A 17,637-nucleotide genomic window follows, 5' to 3' on the forward strand; every position below is an offset into this window, starting at 1 on the left:
CTGCGCCAGCACGAACGCCCCTGTCCTACAGAGGCCTCGCGTTTGCGCAGGTAAATTCAGGCAACCGCCGGGAAGGACTGCGGGGCCGGCTGGCAGCCTGCTTTTTCTTCCCGTCCACCGGGCGCTGCCCGTCTGATGGAGAGGACCTATGACATGAATGAAATCCTGAGCTTCTGGGCCCAGTGGCTGCGCCCTTCGGCGGGGCTGCCCACCGTGCAGTGGTCACTGCTGCTGGCAGTGGCCGCCATGGTGGGCTACCTCACCCAGCGCCACACGGGTCTGCCCAAGGTGGTGGGCTATTCCCTGGTCGGCACCGTTGCCGGTCTGGCGGGCTTCAGCGGGGCGGTGTGGCCGTTGCAGGGCATTGGGCTGTTTCTGCTGGAGCTCGGTATCTCCATCGTGCTGTTCGAATGCGGCGCGCGCATTCCGCTGCGCTGGTTTCGCCACAACCCCATGGTGCTGGTGCAGAGCATTGCCGAATCGGCGCTGACCTACTTTGCCGTCTATTGGGTGCTGGTGTGGCTCGACATGCCTGCGCATGTGGCCGCCCCCCTGGCCCTGGTGGCTCTCGCGGCTTCGCCCGCCGTGCTCACGCGCGTGGTGGCGGACACCCGCGCAGCCGGCCCGGTGACCGAGCGCGCCATCGTGCTCGCCACCCTGTCCACCCTGTATGCGCTGACGCTGGGCAGCGCCCGCGCAGAGCAGATCAACCGCCAAAGCGTCACGCTGCTCGACACCATGTATCCCGTGGTGGTGGTGCTGGGCGTGTCGATCATCGTGGCGGCCGTGTTGTCGCTGGTGCTGCGCATGGCCCTGCGCTTCATGAACCCCACCAGCGAGAACACCTCCATGCTGCTGCTGGCCCTGATCGCCGCGGCCACGGCGGTGGCCGCGCACATGGGCGGCTCTGCCCCCCTGGCGGCGCTGCTGGGCGGCATGCTGCTCAAGCAGCTCAATCCGCGCCCCTGGGCCTGGCCGCGCCAGCTGGGCACCGCCTCGTCGCTGCTCACCATGCTGATGTTCGTGCTGGTGTCCACGGTAGCGGCGCAGGCCGACTGGAGCGGCCCCGTGGCCGGCGTGGTGCTGGCGCTGATCGCCGTGCGCCTGGTGGCCAAGGCCGTGGGCGTGGGACTGGGCAATGTGGGCAGCGGCGCCAGCTGGCGCCAGGCCCTGTGGGTGGGCTGCGCCATGACACCCATGTCGGCCATCGCGCTGCTGATCGCATCGCAGTTCGTGGTGGCATCGCCCTCCACGGGCCATCTGATCGCCCGCGTGGCGCTGCCGGCCATCCTGCTCATGGAAGTGCTGGGTGCCGTGATCGCCACGGTGGCCATCTACCGCGCGGGCGAGAGTTCCAAACCCTGGGCCCCGCTCGCGCGCGGCGGCCATGGAGACAGCAGTGAGTCTTGAAGCATTTCACCATTCCGAGCCGCTGACGCTGGGCGTCGAGCTGGAACTGCAGCTGGTCAACACCCACGACTACGACCTGGCGCCCTACGCCGAAGACATGCTGCGCCTGATGCGCAAGGTGCCGCTGCCCGGCAGCGTGGTCCCCGAGATGACCAACAGCATGATCGAGATCTCCACCGGCATCTGCCATTCGGCCAGCGAGGTGCTGGGTCAGCTCAGTCCCATCCGCGAAGCGCTGGTCAAGAGCGCCGACAAGCTCAACATTGCCGTGGTGGGTGGCGGCACACACCCGTTCCAGCAGTGGCATGAGCGGCGCATCTACGACAAACCGCGCTTTCAGGAACTGTCGCAGCTGTATGGCTACCTCTCCAAGCAGTTCACCATCTTTGGCCAGCATGTGCACATCGGCTGTCCCGATGCCGACGCGGCGCTCCTGATGCTGCACCGCATGTCGCGCTACATCCCGCACTTCATTGCGCTGTCGGCGTCCAGCCCCTACGTGCAGGGGCAGGACACGGCGTTCGACTCGGCGCGGCTCAACTCGGTGTTTGCGTTTCCGCTGTCGGGCCGTGCGCCGTTTGCGCTGACCTGGGACGATTTCACGGCCTATTTCAACAAGATGACGCGCACCGGCGTGGTCAAGAGCATGAAGGACTTTTACTGGGACATCCGCCCCAAGCCCGAGTTCGGCACCATCGAGATCCGCGTGTTCGACACCCCGCTGACCATCGAGCGCGCCGCCGCGCTGGCCGGTTTCGTGCAGTCGCTGGGCGCATGGTTCCTGGCCGAGCAGCCGTTCATGCCCCAGGAAGATGACTACCTCGTCTACACCTACAACCGCTTTCAGGCCTGCCGCTTTGGCATGGACGCCGTGTATGTGGACCCGGCCACCGGCAGCCACATGCCGCTGCGCGACCATATCCGCATGACCATGGACCAGATCGCCGGACACGCCGCCATGCAAGGTGCATCGAACGCCATGCACATGCTGCGCACCGAGGCCGAAGCCGGTCACAACGACGCCCGCTGGCTGCGCGAGTGCCAGCGCGAAGAACAGTTGCTGGCCGAAGTCAGCCGCCAGGCCGCGCTGCGCTTTCGTGGCACGAACTGATCCCCCCTGAGTCGCCTTCGGCGCCTTTCCCCAGGGGGACGCCGCCAGCGCCCGTACCACGCACTGGCGGCTCTGCACTCGATACACCGCACAATCCTCACCCATGGGTGAATTCGACCTGATCGCACGCTATTTCACGCGGCCCGTGCAGCGCGCCGCGCTCGGCGTGGGCGACGACTGCGCGCTGCTGGCGCCCACGCCGGGCATGCAGCTGGCCGTGTCCAGCGACATGCTGGTGGAGGGCCGGCATTTCTTTGCCGACGTAGCCCCCGAACGCCTGGGCCACAAGGCGCTGGCCGTGAACCTGTCGGACCTGGCGGCCTGCGGCGCGCGCCCGCTGGCCTTCACGCTGGCGCTGGCGCTGCCCCGCGTGGATGGGGCCTGGCTGGCGGGCTTCTCCAGCGGGTTGCTGGCGCTGGCCGATGCCCATGGCTGCGAGCTGGTGGGAGGCGACACCACGCAGGGCCCGCTCAATATCTGCATCACCGTGTTCGGCGAAGTGCCAGCCGGCCAAGCCCTGCTGCGCAGCGGCGCACGGCCCGGTGACGACATCTATGTGAGCGGCACGCTGGGCGACGCCCGCCTGGCGCTGGAGGCGCTGCAGGGACACATCGTCCTGCCCCCCGAGGTGCTGGCCGCCAGCCGCCTGCGGCTGGAGCAGCCCACGCCCCGCGTGGCCCTGGGCCAGGCCCTGCGCGGCGTGGCCAGCAGTGCCCTGGATGTGAGCGACGGGCTGCTGGGCGACCTGTCGCACATCCTGAAAGCGTCGGGTGTCGGGGCGTGCCTCGACACCCAAATAATTTCAAATTTGATAGCTGCCAGCGCCTATCCACCAAAATCTATCGGCCGATTTGATCCCGAACTGGTTCGCCAATGCACGCTGGCGGGGGGCGACGACTACGAACTGGCGTTCACCGCCCCGCTGGCCCGGCGCGCTGCGGTGGCCGCCGCGGCCCTGGCCAGCGACACGCCCGTCACGCGCATCGGTCGCATCGAGGCCACGCCGGGCCTGCGGCTGGTGGATGCGCAGGGGCAGCCGGTCGCACGGCGCTACGCATCATTCGATCACTTCGCGCCCGGCTGAATTCGCGCCCGGATTCACATCCCCGCACGCGCACCGCAGGGCATCGTGCGACGGCGCGTTCGGCGCGTTCGGCGCGTTCGGCGCGTTCGGCGGGGACATCGTTGACATCGTTGTGTCTTGGTCCCTGCCTATGCGGGTGCGCTGACAGCGGCCGCCCCGTCGGCAATCCGCCACAAATTGACACACGTCAATTCGCACACGCCGCCACTTCGTAAAGTATCCCGGCACCCTTGGCCCGCTCTTCGCCGGAGACTCCCCACATGCCAACCCCCACCAACACGCCCCTGTCCATGGCCGAGAGGCTCGACCCCACCGTCCATGCGGCACTGGCCCGCAGCGTCGCGTCGCTGTTCCACGCCTCCGCCCTGATGGCGGGCAGTGACTGGGCCCTGCATCTGGCCGCCTCGCCAGGCAAGTGCATGGACCTGGCGCACCTGGCGCTGCGCCAGGGGCAGGAGATGGCCGCCTACGCCCAGGCCCGGATGGCGGCCGGCCCCGACAAGGAAGCCCGCCATGCCGTGGCGACCCCTGCCCAGGACCGGCGCTTTGCCGACCCCGCGTGGCAGCAGTGGCCTTTCAACCTCGTGCACCAGTCCTTTGTGCTCACCGAGCAATGGTGGGCCGCCGCAACGCACGGCGTGTGGGGGGTGGACAAGCACCACGAAGACATGGTGGCCTTCGCGGCCCGGCAGTTCCTCGACGTGTTCTCGCCCGGCAACCAGCTGGCCACCAACCCCGTGGTGCTGAACCGCACGCTCGCGCAAGGCGGCGCCAACCTGGCGCGTGGCGCGCTCCATCTGCTGGAGGACGCCAGGCGCCATGCCGCAGGCGCACCACCCGCGGGCGCCGAGCATTTCGTGGTCGGCCGCGATGTGGGCATCACCCCCGGCAAGGTGGTGCTGAAGAACCGCGTGATGGAACTGATCCAGTACACGCCCACCACCCAAGCCGTGCACCCCGAACCGATCCTGATCGTGCCGGCGTGGATCATGAAGTACTACATCCTCGACTTGTCGCCCCCCAACTCGCTCATCCAATATCTGGTGGACCAGGGGCACACGGTGTTCTGTATTTCCTGGATCAACCCCGGTCCCGAGGACCGTGATCTGGGCATGGACGATTACCTGGACCAGGGCTTTCACGCCGCATTGAACGCCGTTCACTCCATCGTGCCCCAGGCCAAGGTGCACGCCGCCGGCTACTGCCTGGGTGGCACGCTGCTGGCGATTGCGGCCGCCGCCATGGCGCGCGACGGGGATGAGCGCCTGGACTCCATGACGCTGTTCGCGGCGCAGACCGACTTCACCGAGCCGGGCGAACTGGCCCTGTTCATCGACAACAGCCAGATCAGCCTGCTGGAAGCGCAAATGGCCCAGACCGGCTACCTCACCGGGGCCCAGATGGCCGGCGCGTTCCAGATGCTGCGCTCCTACGACCTGCTCTGGTCGCGCCTGGTCAACGAATACCTGTTGGGCGAGCGGCCCCCCGTGAACGACCTGATGGCCTGGAACGCCGACACCACGCGCATGCCGGCCACCATGCACTCGCAGTACCTGCGCCGGCTGTTCCTCGACGACGACCTCAGCGAAGGCCGCTACCCGGTGGGCGGCAAGCCCGTGGCGCTGGGCGACATCACCTTGCCCACCTTCATGGTCGGCACCGTCACCGACCATGTGGCGCCCTGGCGTTCGGTCTTCAAGCTGCAGCAGCTGAGCCCCGCCGAAACCACCTTCGTGCTCACCAGTGGCGGCCACAATGCAGGCATCGTCAGCCCGCCCGGCAACCCGCGCCGGCATTTCCAGATGCTGACCCGTCCGGCGGGCGGCAACTACCTGCCGCCTGACGCGTGGCTGGCCACCGCCCCGGAAACACCCGACTCCTGGTGGCCCGCCTGGCTGGCGTGGCTGAAGGCGCGCTCGGGCGCACCGGTCAAGCCCCCACGCACCGGGTCGGGCGCCTACAAGCCCGTCGGCGACGCCCCGGGCACCTATGTGCTGCAGAAATAGCCATGGATCGCCACCCGTACCACACCAGTCATCCCACCGCACTGCGCGCCTTCCCCCTGGTGGCCGCCATCGGGGCGCTGGCCGGCTGCGCCTCCATGGCGCCACCCCATGAAACGCCCGCCCTGCCGGTGCCTGCGCACTACGCCATGCCCGCGCCCGACGAGGGCACCCCGGCCGCCACCACCGGCTGGCGCGACTATTTCACCGACCCGCGCCTGCCAACCCTGATTGCCCAGGCGCTAGCGAACAACCGCGGCCTGCGCGCCACCGCGCTGCGCGTGCAGGAGGCCCGCGCCGCCCATGGCATCCAGCGCGCCGATCTGCTGCCCACCTTCGGCGCCCAGGCGAGCCTGGACCGCTCGCGCGTGCCGGCCGACCTGAACCTGACGGGCCAGCCCCTCCTGAGCAGCCAGTACCAGGCGGGCCTGGGCCTGGCCAGCTGGGAAATCGACTTCTGGGGGCGGGTGCGCAGCCTGAACGACGCGGCACTGCAAAACTACCTGGCCACCGATGCCGCCCGCCACGCCGCCACCCTGGGCCTGATCGCACAGGTCGCCCAGAGCGAACTGGCACTGCGGGAGCTCGACGAACGCCTGGAGCTGGCGCACCAGGCCATCGCCAGCCGCCAGGAAAGCCTGCGCATCTTCCAGCGCCGTGTGGATGTGGGCTCCGCCTCGCGGCTGAACCTGACCCAGGTGCAGACACTGCTCACCCAGGCCCAGGCACTGGGCGCCCAGCTGGAGCAGGCGCGCGCGCAGCAGGCCAACGCCCTGGCGCTGCTGGTGGGGTCGCCCGTGGCACCGCCCGCCGCAGCCGCGCGGCTGGACAGCCTGTCGATGCCGCCGCTGCGCGCGGGCCTGCCCTCCGACCTGCTCGTCCAGCGCCCCGACATCATGGCGGCCGAGCACCAGCTGCGCGCAGCCCAGGCGCAGATCGGCGCGGCGCGTGCGGCTTTTTTCCCGCGCGTGGCCCTCACGGGCTTGCTGGGTACCGCCAGCGCCGAGCTCGGTGGCCTGTTCGACAGCGGCAGCCAGGCCTGGACGTTCTCGCCCAGTATTTCACTGCCCCTCTTCAACGGCGGACGCTTGCGCAACAACCTTCGGCTGACCGAGGTGCGCCGCGACATCGCCGTGGCGAACTACGAGAAAACCGTGCAGGGCGCCTTCCGCGATGTGTCCGACGCGCTGGTGGCGCGCCAGGCACTGGCCCGCCAGCTGGCCATTGCCCAGGATGCGCGGGCCGCCCAGAGCGAGCGCGCGCGCCTGTCCCAGTTGCGCTATGACCACGGCGCCGCCGCCTTCCTGGAGGTGCTCGATGCCCAGCGCGACCTGCTGGTGGCCGAGCAGCAGGTGGTGCAGATGCGCCGCGCCGTCCTGTCCAGCCAGGTCGGCCTGTATGCCGCGCTGGGCGGTGGCGCGCTGGCCGCGCCCGCCATGGCCACGCCACCCACAGATTCCGTTCCCTGAGCCCCCGTCAAGCACCATGAATTCCACCCTCAAGAACCGGCTCATCCTCCTGGCCATTGCAGCCGCCATATTGGCCGGTGGCGCCTACGCCTGGTCCACGCTGCGCCCCCAGGGCCCCGGCGACGGATTTGTCAGCGGCAATGGCCGCATCGAAGCCACCGAGATCGACGTGGCGGCCAAGCTGGGCGGCCGCGTGCAGGGCATTGTGGTGAAAGAGGGCGACTTCGTCACCGCCGGCCAGACCCTGGCCCACATGCAGATCAGCACGCTGGAAGCCTCGCGCGACGAAGCCCAGGCACGGCACCAGCAGGCCGTTGCTGCCGTGGCCAGCGCCCAGGCCCAGGTCGCAGTGCGCGAAAGCGACCGGCAGGCCGTGCAGGCCCTGGTGGCGCAGCGCCAGAGCGAGCTGGAGGCTGCGCAGCGGCGCCTGGCCCGCTCGCAGACGCTGGTGCGCGAAGGCGCCTCGTCCGACCAGGAAGTGGACGATGACCGCGCCCGCGAACGCAGCCTGCAGGCCGCCGTGGTGGCGGCCAAGGCCCAGGCCGATGCCGCGCAGGCTGCCATCACCGCCGCACGCACCCAGGTGGCCAGCGCGCGCGCTGCCGTGACGGCCGCCGAAGCATCCGTGGCGCGCATCAAGGCCGACATTGACGACAGCGCGCTCGTGGCGCCCCGCAGCGGCCGCGTGCAATACCGCATCGCCCAGCCGGGCGAGGTGATCGGCGGCGGCGGCAAGGTGCTCAATCTGGTGGACCTGTCCGATGTCTACATGACCTTCTTCCTGCCCGAACCCGTGGCCGGCAGGCTGGCCCTGGGCAGCGAGGTGCGCATCGTGCTCGATGCGGCGCCGCAGCTGGTGATTCCGGCCAAGGTTTCGTTCGTGGCCAGCACCGCGCAATTCACCCCCAAAACGGTGGAAACCGCCAGCGAACGGCAAAAGATGATGTTCCGCGTCAAGGCGCAGATCGCTCCCGAGTTGCTGCAAAAGCATGCCCAGCTGGTCAAGACCGGCCTGCCCGGCATGGCCTGGCTCAAGCTCGATGCGGCGGCCCCCTGGCCCGCCCGTCTGGCTGTGAAGCTGCCGGAGTAAGGCGTGGCCGCTGTACCCTGTGTGGCCCGTCTGGACGGAGTGGGCCTGCGCTATGGCAAGACCGTGGCACTGGCGGACATACAGCTGGAGCTGCCGGCCCGGCGCATGGTCGGGCTCATCGGCCCGGACGGCGTGGGCAAGTCCAGCCTGCTGGCCTTGCTGTCGGGCGCACGGGCGCTGCAGCAGGGCAGCCTGCAGGTGCTGGACGGTGACATGCGCAGCCAACGGCACCGCGATGCGGTCTGCCCGCGCATCGCCTACATGCCCCAGGGCCTGGGGAAAAACCTGTACCCCACACTCTCGGTCGAGGAAAACCTGCAGTTCTTCGCCCGCCTGTTCGGCCACGATGCGGCCGAGCGCCGCCGGCGCATCGACCACCTGACGCACAGCACCGGCCTGCACCCCTTCCTGGCGCGCCCGGCGGGCAAGCTCTCGGGCGGCATGAAGCAAAAGCTCGGCCTGTGCTGCGCGCTGATCCACGACCCCGATCTGCTGATCCTGGACGAGCCCACCACCGGCGTGGACCCGCTGGCACGCGCCCAGTTCTGGGACCTGATCGCCAGCATCCGGCAAGAGCGCCCGCAGATGAGCGTGGTCGTGGCCACCGCCTACATGGATGAAGCCCAGCGCTTTGACTGGCTGGTGGCCATGGACGACGGCCAGGTGCTGGCCACCGGCACGCCCCCCGCGCTGCTGCAACGCACCGGCACCCGCAACCTCGAGGCCGCCTTCATCGCGCTGCTGCCCGAGGAAAGGAAACGCGGCCACCAGCCCGTGGAAATCACGCCGCTGGCGCTGGACGAGGACACACAGGTGGCCATCGAGGCGCAGGGCCTGACCATGCGCTTTGGCGACTTCGTGGCCGTGGACCGGGTGGATTTCCGCATCCGCCGCGGCGAGATTTTTGGTTTTCTGGGCTCCAACGGCTGCGGCAAGTCCACCACCATGAAGATGCTGACCGGGCTGCTGCCGGCCAGCGAGGGCGAGGCCTGGTTGTTCGGCCAGAAGGTGGACCCCCGCGACATCGAGACCCGCCGCCGTGTGGGCTACATGTCGCAGGCGTTTTCGCTGTATGGCGAGCAGACCGTGCGGCAGAACCTGGTGCTGCACGCGCGCCTGTTCCATGTGCCCGAGGCGCAGGTGCAGGCGCGCGTGCAGGCCATGGTCGAGCGCTTTGGCCTGCAGGACGAAATCGACAGCCTGCCCGATGCCCTGCCCCTGGGCCTGCGCCAGCGCCTGTCACTGGCCGTGGCCATGGTGCACCAGCCCGAGCTGCTGATCCTGGACGAACCCACCTCGGGCGTGGACCCGGTGGCGCGCGACAATTTCTGGCGCCTGCTGATCGAGCTGTCGCGGCGCGACCGGGTGACGATCTTCATCTCCACCCACTTCATGAACGAGGCCGAACGCTGCGACCGCATCTCGCTCATGCATGCCGGCAAGGTGCTGGTCAGCGCCCCGCCGGCAGACATTGCCGCGCAGCGCGGCGCGGGCTCGCTGGAGCAGGCCTTCATTGCCTACCTGGCAGATGCCTCGGATGCACGGCGGGACGTGCCCGCCCACAACCTGCCCGCACCCGCCGCCACCGCACCCCCACCCCACCCGCACAGCGCACCCTCCGCCACGCCGCGCCGCCGGGACTTCTTCAACCTGGGCCGCGCCCTGAGCTACATGTGGCGCGAGACACTGGAGCTGCGGCGCGACCCGGTGCGCGCCACGCTGGCGCTGCTCGGCACCGCCCTGCTGATGTTCATCATCGGCTACGGCATCAGCATGGACGTGGAAGACCTCAGCTACGCCGTGCTCGACCAGGACCAGACCACACTGAGCCAGAACTACACCCTCAACCTCGCGGGCTCGCGCTACTTCATCGAAAAGCCCCCCGTCCACAGCCACGCCGAGCTGGACCAGCGCATGCGCAGCGGCGAGCTGGCGCTGGTCATCGAGATCCCGCCCGGATTTGCGCGCGACCTGCAGCATGGGCGCGCGGTGCAGGTGGCCGCCTGGGTGGACGGTGCCATGCCCATGCGGGCGGAAACCGTGCGCGGCTACATCGGCGCCATGCACCAGATGTGGCTGGCCGACCAGGCGCGGCACCGGCTGGGCGTGCGGCTGGCGACGGCCAGCGCGGTCGAGACCCGTTTTCGCTACAACCCCGACGTGAAGAGCCTGCCCGCCATGGTGCCGGCCGTGATTCCGCTGCTGCTGATGCTGATACCGGCCATGCTCACGGCGCTCTCGGTGGTGCGCGAAAAGGAGCTGGGCTCCATCATCAACCTCTACGTCACGCCCGTCACGCGGGCCGAGTTCCTGCTGGGCAAGCAGCTGCCCTACATCGTGCTGGCCATGTTCAACTTCCTGCTCATGACCGCGATGGCCGTCACGGTGTTTGACGTGCCGCTCAAGGGCAGCTTTGCCACCCTGGCGCTGGCAGCGCTGGTGTTCGTGGTGTCTTCCACGGGGATTGGCCTGCTGGCCTCCACCTTCACGCGCAGCCAGATTTCGGCGATGTTCGTCACCATGATCGGCACGCTGATTCCGTCCATCCAGTATGCGGGGCTGATCAACCCGGTGTCCTCGCTCGAAGGCGTGGGCGCCTTCGTGGGCCGCATTTTCCCGGCCACGCATTTCCTGACCATCAGCCGGGGCGTTTTCAGCAAGGCACTGGACCTGGGCAGCCTGCTGCCGTCGTTCTGGCCCTTGCTGATCGCGGCGCCGGTGATCGTCAGCGCGGCGATACTGCTGCTGCGCAAGCAGGAGGCCTGAGCATGCACGCCGCATCCCTTGCCAACATCTGGCGCCTGGGCATCAAGGAACTGTGGAGCCTGGTGCGCGACCCCATGATGCTGGTGCTGATCGTCTACACCTTCACCGTGTCGATCTACGTGGCCGCCACGGCCATGCCCGAGAGCCTGCACAAGGCGGCCATCGCCATCGTGGACGAAGACGATTCGCCGCTGTCGGCGCGCATCGTGGCCAGCTTCTATCCGCCGTACTTCACCACCCCGCGCCTGATCACGCTGGCCGAGATGGATGCCGGCATGGACAACGGCAACTACACCTTCGTCCTCGACATTCCGCCCAACTTTCAGCGCGAGGTGCTGGCCGGGCTGGCCCCTGTGGTGCAGCTCAACGTGGATGCCACGCGCATGAGCCAGGCCTTCACCGGCAGCGGCTATATCCAGCAGATCGTGGCGGGCGAGGTGGGCGAGTTCGTGCAGCGCCACCGCGGCGATGCGCAGCTGCCGGTCGATCTGAACGTGCGCATGCGCTTCAACCCCAACCTGGAGCAGGCCTGGTTCGGCTCGCTGATGGAGATCATCAACAACGTCACCATGCTGTCCATCATCCTGACCGGCGCGGCGCTGATCCGCGAGCGCGAGCACGGCACCATCGAGCATCTGCTGGTCATGCCCGTGACGCCCGGCGAGATCATGCTGGCCAAGGTCTGGTCCATGGGGCTGGTGGTGCTGCTGGCGGCGCTGGTGGCGCTGGTGTTCGTGGTGCAGGGCGCCCTGCAGGTGCCAGTGCAGGGCTCGGTGCCGCTGTTCATGGTGCTGGCGGCGCTGCACCTGTTTGCCACCACCTCCATGGGCATCTTCCTGGCCACCGTGGCCCGCTCCATGCCGCAGTTCGGCATGCTGCTGGTGCTGACCCTGCTGCCGCTGCAGATGCTGTCGGGGGGCGTGACCCCGCGCGAAAGCATGCCGGAGCTGGTGCAATATGTGATGCTGGCCGCGCCCACCACGCATTTCGTGACGGCCGCGCAGGCCATCCTGTACCGGGGCGCCGGCCTCGACATGGTCTGGCCACAATGGCTGGCCATACTGGCCATTGGCGCCGTGCTGTTCACGGCCTCGCTGGCGCGTTTTCGCAAGACCATCAGCCAGATGGCCTGATCCATCCTTCCCATCCTCCGGAGTCCCATGCCAGACACCCTGCCCGCTCTCCCCCCCGCGATCGCTGCCGGCAACGACCTGGGCACGGTGCGCAACCGCACCTTCGACGAGATCGCGGTGGGCGACACCGCATCGTTCGAGCGCACGCTCGGCACCGAGGACATCCAGCTCTTTGCGGTGCTCTCGGGCGACGTGAACCCGCAGCACCTGGACGCGGAATACGCCGCCTCCACGCGCTTTCAGGGCGTCATTGCCCACGGCATGCTCGGCGGCGCCCTGATTTCGGCGGTGCTGGGCACACGCCTGCCCGGCCCCGGCACCATCTACCTGGGGCAGACGCTCCAATTTCTGGCACCCGTGCGCGTGGGTGACACCCTGCGCGTGGGCGTGACCGTGACCGCACGCGACGAGGCCAAGAAACGCCTGAAGCTGGCCTGCAGCTGCACCAACCAGGACGGCGTGGCCGTGATCAGCGGCGAGGCCGATGTGATCGCCCCCACCGAGCGCATCGAACGCGCGCGCACCACGCTGCCCGAGGTGCGCCTGACCGTCAACGGCGACGGCCTGCACCGGCTGCTGGACCATGTGCGCCCGCTGGGCGCAAGCCCCATGGCGGTGGTGCACCCCTGCGACGCGCTCAGCCTTTCGGGTGCGCTGGATGCGCGTGCGGCCGGGCTCATCACGCCCGTGCTCGTGGGCCCGCGCGCGCGCATCCTGGCAGTGGCGCAAGAGAGCGGGCTGGACATTGCCGGCATCGCCATCGAAGACGTGCCCCACAGCCATGCGGCCGCCGCACGCGCGGTGGAGCTGGTGGCGAAAGGGCGTGTGGAGGCCCTCATGAAAGGCAGCCTGCACACCGACGAGCTCATGGCGGCCGTGGTGGCCAGCGGCACCGGCCTGCGCACCAAGCGGCGCATCAGCCACTGCTACCTGATGCAGACACCGGCCTACCCGCGCCCCTTCATCATCACCGACGCCGCCATCAACATCGCGCCCACGCTGGACGACAAGGCCGACATCGTGCGCAACGCCATCGACCTGGCCCATGCCATCGGCGTGGCCGAGCCGCGCGTGGCCATCCTGGCGGCGGTGGAAACCATCAACCCGCACATGCCGGCCACGCTGGATGCGGCCGCCCTGTGCAAGATGGCCGACCGCGGCCAGATCACCGGCGCCCTGCTCGATGGGCCGCTGGCCTTCGACAACGCCGTGTCGATGGCAGCCGCGCACACCAAGGGCATCGTCTCCGAGGTGGCGGGCCGGGCCGACATTCTGGTCGTGCCCGACCTGGAGAGCGGCAACATGCTGGCCAAGCAGCTCGAATTCATGGGCAGCGCGGCCAGCGCCGGCATCGTGCTGGGCGCGCGCGTGCCCATCGTGCTCACCAGCCGCGCCGACTCGCGCGAAACCCGCATTGCGTCTTGCGCCGTGGCCGTGCTGCTGGCGCACCGCTACAAGGTGCTGCCGCCATGAGCGACCTCATCCTGGTGCTCAACTGCGGCTCGTCGAGCATCAAGTTCGCGCTGTTCGATGCCAGCACCCGCCCACTGCCGCGCCAGCCCCTGTGGAACGGCAAGGTCGATGGCATCACCGGCCCTGCACCCACCTTTGGCGAGACCGGCAGCGCGCCCGGCCCGGTGGCGCTGGATGCCGCCCAGCCCTACCACGCGGCACTGGAGCACATCCGCGCGCGCGTGCTCGCCCGCCTGGGCAGCCACCGCATCGCCGCCGTGGCGCACCGCGTGGTGCACGGCGGCGCCAAATACTTCGACCCGGTGCGCGTGGACGCCGCCGTGCTGGCCGACCTCCAAACCTACATCCCGCTGGCGCCACTGCACCAGCCGTTTGCGCTCGAAGCCATCGAGGCGCTGCTTTCCACGGCACCCGGCCTGCCCCAGGTGGCCTGCTTTGACACGGCGTTCCACCACACGCTGCCCGATGTCGAAAAAATGCTGCCCCTGCCCTACGACGCCTGGGAGCGTGGCCTGCGCCGCTACGGCTTTCACGGCCTGTCGTACGAATACATGTCGGTCGCGCTGGCCGAACGCCATGGCGATGCCGCGCGCGGGCGCACCATCGTGGCCCACCTGGGCAGCGGCGCCAGCCTGTGCGCCCTGCAGGGCCTGCGCAGCGTGGCCACCACCATGGGGTTTTCGGCGCTCGACGGGCTGATGATGGGCACGCGCTGCGGCGCGCTCGACCCCGGCGCGGTGCTGTACCTGATGGAGATCGAAAAGCTCACGCTCGAACAGGTGGGCCATGTGCTGTACCACGAATCGGGCCTGCTGGGCCTGTCGGGCGTGTCGTCCGACCCGCGCGTGCTGCTGCAGCAGGAGGCCGGCAACGAACGCGTGCAGGCCGCGCTGGCGCTGTATGTGCGGCGCATCGTGCGCGAGATCGGCGCCATGGCCGCCGTGCTGGGCGGGCTGGACATGCTGGTCTTCACCGCCGGCATTGGCGAGCACAACGCCGCCATCCGCGCGCGCATCTGCCGCGATCTGGCCTTCCTGGGCGTGGCACTGGATGGCGATGCCAATGCACGCAACGCCCCTCTCATCTCAACCGCCGCCAGCCGCGTACCCGTGGCGGTGGAGCCCACCAATGAAGAGTGGATTGCCGCCTGGCGCGCCCTCGCGCTGGTCGGCATGCCAGGCCACTGAGCTCACCTTTTCCACCTTTGCAAAGAGTTGTCCATGTACGAAAAAATCCTGGTCCCCTTCGACGGCAGCCCCGCCTCGGAACAAGCGCTGAAAGAAGCCGCCGGCCTGGCACTGAAGGTGGGTGCGCAGGTGCGCCTGCTGCACATCATCGATCCGCTGACGCACGCGGTTGGCTTCGTGCGCCCCGAGGTGTATCGCACCGACTTCCTGCCCGTGGCCCTGAAGGGCGCTGACACCATGCTGCGCAAGGCCTGCGATCAGCTCAGCGCGCAAGGCATCCAGGCCGAGACCCGGCTGCTGGAAGCCATGGACGCCCAGGTGGCCACGCTGGTGATCGACGAGGCCCGGCAATGGGGCGCCCGCCTGATCGTGCTGGGCACCCAGGGGCGGCGCGGCCTGGCGCGCATGTTTCTGGGCAGCGATGCCGAGCAGATCGCCCGCACCTCCCCCGTGCCGGTGCTGCTGGTGCGCCTGCCCGAGGCCGCGCCCGCCCCGTCCGCCTGAAAACGCTGCTGGCGCTGCAGCCGGGCGACGGCAGCGTGGGCTGCTAGCATTCCCACCCCTGATGCAACGCCCGGAGCCCCTGCGTGATTCCCTCCCCCCCTGGCGCCCCGCGCGGTCCAGTTGACCCGGTTGACGTGACCGATGCCACGCCGCGCCCCCTCGGCACGCCACCGCCGCCACGGCGGCCCAGCGCCACTTTCATGCTGCAGCACCCGGCGCACTGCATTGCGCTGGGCTTTGGCGCTGGCCTGAGCCCCAAGGCACCGGGCACCGTGGGCACCCTGTGGGCCTGGCTGGCCTTTCTGGTGCTGCAGTACTGGCTGGGCGCGCAGCAGATCGGCCTGCTGATCGGCGCCGGCACGCTGGTCGGCTGGTGGGCCTGCACCGTCACGGCGCGGCACATGGGCGTGTCCGATCCCGGCAGCATCGTCTGGGACGAGGTGGTGGCCTTCTGGCTGGTACTGTGGCTGGCCATGCCCATGGGGTTCTGGGGCCAGGCCGTGGCGTTTGCCCTGTTCCGCTACTTTGATGCTGCCAAGCCCGGGCCCGTGGGCTGGGCCGACCAGCTGTTCAAAGGCTTCGGCTGGCGTGGCGGCTGGGGCATCCTGTTCGACGACTTCGTGGCGGCGTTCTGCACCCTGCTGGTCATCGCGCTGTGGAGGTTCTTCTGGTGAGCCCGTCGTTACCCTCCAAAGATGCGCTGCCAGCGCCTGATGCACCAGCGCCAGAGGCTACTTTGACTCAAATTTCCGCCCAGCTGCTGGCGCGCGGCTGGATGCTGGCCACCGCCGAAAGCTGCACCGGCGGCATGATCGCCGCCGCCTGCACCGACCTGGCGGGCTCCAGCCAGTGGTTCGAACGCGGTTTCGTCACCTATTCCAACGCCGCCAAGACCGAGATGCTGGGCGTGCCCGCCGCGCTGATCGCAGCGCATGGCGCGGTGAGCGAGCCGGTGGCACGCGCCATGGCCGAGGGCGCCGTGGCGCATTCGCGCGCGCAGGTCAGCGTCGCCGTGACCGGGGTGGCCGGGCCTACGGGCGGCAGCGCCGAGAAGCCGGTGGGCACGGTGTGGCTGGCCTGGAGCGTGGACGGACATAGGCACAGCGAACTGCGGCACTTTCCGGGCAACCGCGCCGCCGTGCGTACGGCCACGGCACGGCATGCACTGACACGACTGATCCAGCTGTTGAAGAAGGAGTAGCGGCTGGCCGCTCGCGGCGTATCCCTCTTGCGGAGTCCGCGCGGCCAACCTGCTGGGTGCGAACCTGCGCGAGCGCGAGCTGAGGATCGCCCTGCGGAGCAAGGGTCCGCATTTGTGGCTGCCGCGGATGCGCGCACACCGCACCACCTGTGTATGGCGCAGTGTCGCCCGTCAGCCTCTGGAGCACACCATCGAGCCCCGCCATGCGCTGCGCAATCGCCTGCTGGCGGCCCCACAAAACTGGTCCGACGTGCCGACGCGGCCCTCTACCAAGCCCAGGACGGCGGGCGCAACAGGGCCGCGCGTGCGCCGCAGGGGAGCCCGCACGCGGCACGGCAGCGCCGCGTCAGGCCCCGTGGCACTTCTTGAACTTCTTGCCGCTGCCGCACCAGCAGGGCTCGTTGCGGCCCGGTTCGGCCACCTTGCGCACGGTTTCGATGCGCGGGCCCAGGCTTTTCCATAGCTGGCGCAGGTCGTACACGGCCCAGATGGCTTCGCCGAAGGTTTCCACGCGGGCCTGGCTGGTGCTGGGCGGGCCGTCCTCGCTGAACATGCAGACCTCGGGCTTGCCGGTGTCGTCCTCGGTCAGGGCAACGATGCTGTCCAGCGCATCGTCGAGCCACTTGGCGGCTTCCTTGTCGCGCGGCGCGGCCCAGTCCTCAGGCCAGTTTTCGACGGCGAACATGAAGCCCAGCGCCCACACCTGGCCGAACGAAGGGATCTCCTGGCCGGCCATTTCGGCGCGCTGGTCCTCGGGCAGGCTGGCCACGGCGCCACGCATGTCCATGGCCTCGGGCTGGAAGGTGCGGTCGTCGTCCAGCGACTCGACCGGAGCGTCGAGCTGCGCCTCGACCTCGTTCCAGCGCAGCATCCACAGCTCCAGGAAACGCGCCTGCTGGGCCGCGTCGGCAAACGCCGACAGCAGCGGCAGGGGCTCGCCTTCGGCCAGGTCGATGGCCGCGCCATCGCCCAGCAGCATGGGCAGGTATTCCGAGGGCGGAATGGGGCGGCGGCTGCAGATCAGCGCCGTGAGGAAACCGTCGCAGAACTCCCACTGCGGGATCTCTTCGCCGCGCGTGCGCAAATCGTCCAGCAGGGTGTCGATCTCGTCGAGTTCATCGGGGCCCAGGGCCGGGGCGGCCAATGCGGCAGATGCGACGGCGGCGTCCGTGGGTTCTGGGTGGGGGGTGTTGTTCATGGCGGGGC

At 69.1% G+C, this 17,637-nt stretch carries 14 protein-coding genes; 13 read left to right on the forward strand and 1 reads right to left on the reverse strand.

What is annotated here, in order from left to right; all coding sequences use genetic code 11:
- Positions 1 to 153: 153 nt before the first annotated feature.
- The 13 genes from K225_RS0105040 (at position 154) to K225_RS0105100 (ending at position 16,431) form a co-directional block, all read left to right on the forward strand.
- Entirely contained in the window at positions 154 to 1,410 is a 1,257-nt protein-coding gene (locus tag K225_RS0105040; RefSeq protein ID WP_026435395.1) for a cation:proton antiporter, read from the forward strand.
- A complete protein-coding gene (locus K225_RS0105045; RefSeq protein ID WP_026435396.1) occupies positions 1,400 to 2,521 on the forward strand; it encodes a YbdK family carboxylate-amine ligase in 1,122 nt (373 codons plus the stop codon). Before K225_RS0105040 ends, K225_RS0105045 begins: the two co-directional genes overlap by 11 nt.
- A 103-nt stretch (positions 2,522 to 2,624) precedes the next feature.
- Positions 2,625 to 3,605, forward strand: coding sequence for a thiamine-phosphate kinase (gene thiL, locus K225_RS0105050; protein ID WP_026435397.1), 981 nt, complete (start codon positions 2,625 to 2,627; stop codon positions 3,603 to 3,605).
- Between the two features lie 260 nt (positions 3,606 to 3,865).
- A complete protein-coding gene (locus tag K225_RS0105055; protein WP_034711797.1) occupies positions 3,866 to 5,611 on the forward strand; it encodes an alpha/beta fold hydrolase in 1,746 nt (581 codons plus the stop codon).
- Between the two features lie 2 nt (positions 5,612 to 5,613).
- The gene (locus tag K225_RS0105060) at positions 5,614 to 7,077 is read left to right on the forward strand and encodes an efflux transporter outer membrane subunit (RefSeq protein WP_051248694.1); all 1,464 of its coding nucleotides are present in this window, start codon (positions 5,614 to 5,616) and stop codon (positions 7,075 to 7,077) included.
- A gap of 16 nt (positions 7,078 to 7,093) precedes the next feature.
- Positions 7,094 to 8,167, forward strand: coding sequence for an HlyD family secretion protein (locus K225_RS0105065; RefSeq protein WP_026435400.1), 1,074 nt, complete (start codon positions 7,094 to 7,096; stop codon positions 8,165 to 8,167).
- Between the two features lie 3 nt (positions 8,168 to 8,170).
- Positions 8,171 to 10,933: a ribosome-associated ATPase/putative transporter RbbA gene (rbbA, locus tag K225_RS0105070; protein ID WP_026435401.1), complete on the forward strand. Its 2,763-nt coding sequence runs from the start codon at positions 8,171 to 8,173 to the stop codon at positions 10,931 to 10,933.
- A 2-nt stretch (positions 10,934 to 10,935) separates the two neighbouring features.
- Complete coding sequence (locus K225_RS0105075) at positions 10,936 to 12,066, forward strand: ABC transporter permease (protein WP_026435402.1); 1,131 nt, start codon at positions 10,936 to 10,938, stop codon at positions 12,064 to 12,066.
- A 27-nt stretch (positions 12,067 to 12,093) separates the two neighbouring features.
- Positions 12,094 to 13,539 (forward strand): bifunctional enoyl-CoA hydratase/phosphate acetyltransferase, encoded by a 1,446-nt coding sequence (locus tag K225_RS0105080; RefSeq protein ID WP_026435403.1) that lies wholly within the window; start codon positions 12,094 to 12,096, stop codon positions 13,537 to 13,539.
- Complete coding sequence (locus K225_RS0105085) at positions 13,536 to 14,726, forward strand: acetate/propionate family kinase (protein ID WP_026435404.1); 1,191 nt, start codon at positions 13,536 to 13,538, stop codon at positions 14,724 to 14,726. Before K225_RS0105080 ends, K225_RS0105085 begins: the two co-directional genes overlap by 4 nt.
- 33 nt (positions 14,727 to 14,759) lie before the next feature.
- Positions 14,760 to 15,230 (forward strand): universal stress protein, encoded by a 471-nt coding sequence (locus K225_RS0105090; protein WP_026435405.1) that lies wholly within the window; start codon positions 14,760 to 14,762, stop codon positions 15,228 to 15,230.
- A 200-nt stretch (positions 15,231 to 15,430) separates the two neighbouring features.
- Positions 15,431 to 15,904 (forward strand): phosphatidylglycerophosphatase A, encoded by a 474-nt coding sequence (locus tag K225_RS0105095; protein WP_081679597.1) that lies wholly within the window; start codon positions 15,431 to 15,433, stop codon positions 15,902 to 15,904.
- A gap of 62 nt (positions 15,905 to 15,966) precedes the next feature.
- On the forward strand, positions 15,967 to 16,431 hold the full coding sequence (locus K225_RS0105100) for a CinA family protein (protein WP_081679598.1): 465 nt from the start codon (positions 15,967 to 15,969) through the stop codon (positions 16,429 to 16,431).
- A gap of 346 nt (positions 16,432 to 16,777) precedes the next feature.
- Here K225_RS0105100 and K225_RS0105105 read toward each other — a convergent pair whose 3' ends face one another.
- Entirely contained in the window at positions 16,778 to 17,629 is an 852-nt protein-coding gene (locus tag K225_RS0105105; protein ID WP_051248696.1) for a YecA family protein, read from the reverse strand.
- Between the last annotated feature and the right edge of the window lie 8 nt (positions 17,630 to 17,637).

It is taken from the genome of Acidovorax sp. JHL-9 (assembly GCF_000426205.1).
GTDB classification, from domain to species: Bacteria; Pseudomonadota; Gammaproteobacteria; order Burkholderiales; family Burkholderiaceae_C; genus Acidovorax; species Acidovorax soli.

What these genes read in the sequence shown, in the direction of transcription:
- K225_RS0105040 (WP_026435395.1), top strand. Translation starts at nt 154, where the DNA reads ATGAATGAAATCCTGAGCTTCTGGGCCCAGTGGCTGCGCCCTTCGGCG.
- thiL (WP_026435397.1), top strand. Translation starts at nt 2,625, where the DNA reads ATGGGTGAATTCGACCTGATCGCACGCTATTTCACGCGGCCCGTGCAG.
- K225_RS0105055 (WP_034711797.1), top strand. Translation starts at nt 3,866, where the DNA reads ATGCCAACCCCCACCAACACGCCCCTGTCCATGGCCGAGAGGCTCGAC.
- K225_RS0105060 (WP_051248694.1), top strand. Translation starts at nt 5,614, where the DNA reads ATGGATCGCCACCCGTACCACACCAGTCATCCCACCGCACTGCGCGCC.
- K225_RS0105065 (WP_026435400.1), top strand. Translation starts at nt 7,094, where the DNA reads ATGAATTCCACCCTCAAGAACCGGCTCATCCTCCTGGCCATTGCAGCC.
- K225_RS0105075 (WP_026435402.1), top strand. Translation starts at nt 10,936, where the DNA reads ATGCACGCCGCATCCCTTGCCAACATCTGGCGCCTGGGCATCAAGGAA.
- K225_RS0105080 (WP_026435403.1), top strand. Translation starts at nt 12,094, where the DNA reads ATGCCAGACACCCTGCCCGCTCTCCCCCCCGCGATCGCTGCCGGCAAC.
- K225_RS0105085 (WP_026435404.1), top strand. Translation starts at nt 13,536, where the DNA reads ATGAGCGACCTCATCCTGGTGCTCAACTGCGGCTCGTCGAGCATCAAG.
- K225_RS0105090 (WP_026435405.1), top strand. Translation starts at nt 14,760, where the DNA reads ATGTACGAAAAAATCCTGGTCCCCTTCGACGGCAGCCCCGCCTCGGAA.
- K225_RS0105095 (WP_081679597.1), top strand. Translation starts at nt 15,431, where the DNA reads ATGCTGCAGCACCCGGCGCACTGCATTGCGCTGGGCTTTGGCGCTGGC.
- K225_RS0105105 (WP_051248696.1), bottom strand. Translation starts at nt 17,629, where the DNA reads ATGAACAACACCCCCCACCCAGAACCCACGGACGCCGCCGTCGCATCT.